General features: G+C 32.5%; 5 protein-coding genes. All 5 read right to left on the reverse strand.

The window, feature by feature from the left end; all coding sequences use genetic code 11:
- Nucleotides 1-222 (reverse strand): hypothetical protein (locus G563_RS35245; protein WP_037327449.1); only part of this gene is annotated, 222 nt, incomplete at its 3' end.
- Between the two features lie 170 nt (nt 223-392).
- Nucleotides 393-1,079: a hypothetical protein gene (locus tag G563_RS0118310; protein ID WP_028666572.1), complete on the reverse strand. Its 687-nt coding sequence runs from the start codon at nt 1,077-1,079 to the stop codon at nt 393-395.
- Nucleotides 1,076-1,363 carry a hypothetical protein gene (locus G563_RS0118315; protein WP_028666573.1) on the reverse strand — a complete coding sequence of 96 codons (288 nt, stop codon included), beginning with the start codon at nt 1,361-1,363 and terminating at the stop codon, nt 1,076-1,078. The genes G563_RS0118310 and G563_RS0118315 overlap by 4 nt, the downstream gene beginning before the upstream one ends.
- A 54-nt stretch (nt 1,364-1,417) precedes the next feature.
- A complete protein-coding gene (locus G563_RS0118320) occupies nt 1,418-1,948 on the reverse strand; it encodes a hypothetical protein (protein WP_157585457.1) in 531 nt (176 codons plus the stop codon).
- A gap of 281 nt (nt 1,949-2,229) precedes the next feature.
- Nucleotides 2,230-2,640: hypothetical protein (locus tag G563_RS38505; RefSeq protein ID WP_037327452.1), on the reverse strand; the 411-nt coding region annotated here is incomplete at its 5' end.

A 2,640-nucleotide genomic window follows, 5' to 3' on the forward strand; every position in this document is an offset into this window, starting at 1 on the left:
TAATGAAATTTCCTCTCTTGTTGGAGGTTCAACTCTTTTGCACCACCCATAATATTTTTCATCAAAAGGCTTTTCATCAATCCCATAAGGCCACCATTTTTTCTCACAAACTCTGATAAAACATTCTTTTGTTATTTCAATAGACTGTTTAAAAGGAGAAAAAAAACGCAAATCTTCATCCATCCACATATCTAAGCTGTAATTTAGGTCTTCTCGGTTCATTTTTTAAAGTTTTAAGTAAATCATCATCAATAATCAAAACTTCTCATTGGTGTTTTAGCGGGGATATTAGCTACCCATTGCCACCAAAACAGTGTATAAAATAGGTTTTTTATATGTGGTGTTACTCTTTCTTTTCTAAACTTGGAAAGTCTCGGTGACTTGGTGACAGCCTAATCTACATAGATGGGCAATTCTATGAATTCTAAAGACACTTTCAACTTTGATTTTTTTATTGCTTTTTTAAAATTATCTGAAACAACTATATCTGGATACCACCCACCTACGCCTAAACGATATGTAAAAAAAATATCTAATGATTTATCTTTAAAATATTTGTTTAGAAATAAAACTTTAGAATTAATTCTATAAAAATGATTTTTTATCTTTATAAAATCATTTTTATCTTCAATGAAAAATTCTACTCGATTTATATTCTTGTCTTCATTTGGGATAGAAAAAATACTTTTTTCAAAATCAATCCAATCATAATACTCAGAGCCAAATACATGAAAGTAGTAGTAAGGGTTAGGCCATTCAGGCCATTGAGATACATGGGTATTTCTTGTCTCAACTAGCATCTTTATTGGATGATACATGTAGTTTTCAATACTTAAAGAGTCCAACACCTCTTTAGCTTTTAAGCTTACTAAAAAACCTTTCGTTGTCGCACCAAAAGTACTGTCAATTATGTCTTTTGGGGGCGTTCTTTCTAAAACTTGATAGGGAAAAACAATGGGAAAGTCAGGGGGGGTATGTCCCTTTAAATAGAAATAATAATTGGCAGGATTTTCTTTTGAACCCCAAGGTTCATAGGGGAACACTCTTGATCCCATAATACTTAAACGATAGTACTTCATTCTAATTCAATTTTACCTTCTTGTTTCTTTAACGCTTCAATACTTATTTCTAGAGTAACATCAACAAATGTATTAATTTTTGGCAACACAAAAGTTTCTAAATATTTTTTTTGTCCTATCGAAGCTCCATGTACCGCCCAATTACCTTCAATAAATTCATCAACAATTTCATTATACGTGGGATGATTTCTAGCTTTCAACTCTTTATGTATTCGTATATATAGAGCTCTTTCATTAATTTCATCATTAAAACCAAACTCATCTTTTACGGCTTCTTGAATCATGGAATTGTTTTTTATTGCCTCACCGTAGTCTATGTCTTTAGAGACAAGGAATGCTTACGTTTTATCTTCTTCAATTTCAGATGAAATTTTTAAAAAATCATTATAGTAGGCTATAAACATTTCCCAATTTGGAAACCAATAGCCAGACGTTTTCCATTTGCCTCTTAAATATAAATATGAATTATTAACTTTAAATAGTTCATAGGAATCACAACTATATCCATGGATATATTCTAGTAGGGATTGCAGGGGCTGTACCCAAGCAGGAGTAACATAAAAGTGAAAATATTTTAAAGAGAAGTCATTAAAATATTTAACCAACAATCTAAATACACCTTTTTCGTAACATTTTTTTAAATCTTCTTCATTTTTAAATAAATGAGCATCGGAAGTAACATAAAAAAAATCTAATATTTCTCCTGTCTGTAATATAAATGCATCTCTGACTGTGTAGTCTACTACAGAAATATCATAAGCACTTAGTGCCGCCTTAGCCATTGGTATTGCTTCGAACGCCTCAATTAGGCTAACATTGATTTGTTCTCCTCTGGGATTTACAATTGTATTGGTTGAAAGTGTTTTCATATTAATTACATTGATTAGGATTATAAGTTCTAGCTTCATCGTGCTCATTGCGGTATTCTGACGCGGGACCTGGGCTGCTTCTCGCTGGGCGAGGCTAGGAAAATACTGGTAAAAATAAATGTGTAAACAGTGGAAAGCATGGATAGAGGATTTGAGGTAATGAATTGTTTTAAGTTTTTTACGCATAGACCTACTACCGCAAATCTGTTTTTTTGATATTGGTGGACTATATTTAAAAGCTTACTCGTTCGATTTTTTAGATGGAGCTATAGGCCAAAGAATTAGAGGGTATTCTCAGGTTCATCATCTGGTTTTCCTCGCCGATACCATGTCCAATTATTTGCATACCCTAATCGCTTGCTTTCATACAAATCCGCCAAAGTGTATTCATCAAAATAGGTATCATTGTTAAACCAAAGGGTTTCTGCATAGGAAGTAGGGTTTTCTTCTAAGAAAGCAATGGCAAAATCCAGCATAAATTCACGATCATAACAAAAATCAAAATATATAATATAATGACAATCATCAGAAATGTGAGCTTTAGGATTGTATTGTTTGTCCTCAAACCAAGTAAGGGTATAATCGGAGCATTCAATTACTAATGAAATTTCCTCTCTTGTTGGAGGTTCAACTCTTTTGCACCACCCATAATATTTTTCATCAAAAGGCTTTTCATCAATCCCATAAGGCCA

The organism is Runella zeae DSM 19591 (assembly GCF_000423565.1).
Lineage (GTDB): Bacteria > Bacteroidota > Bacteroidia > Cytophagales > Spirosomataceae > Runella > Runella zeae.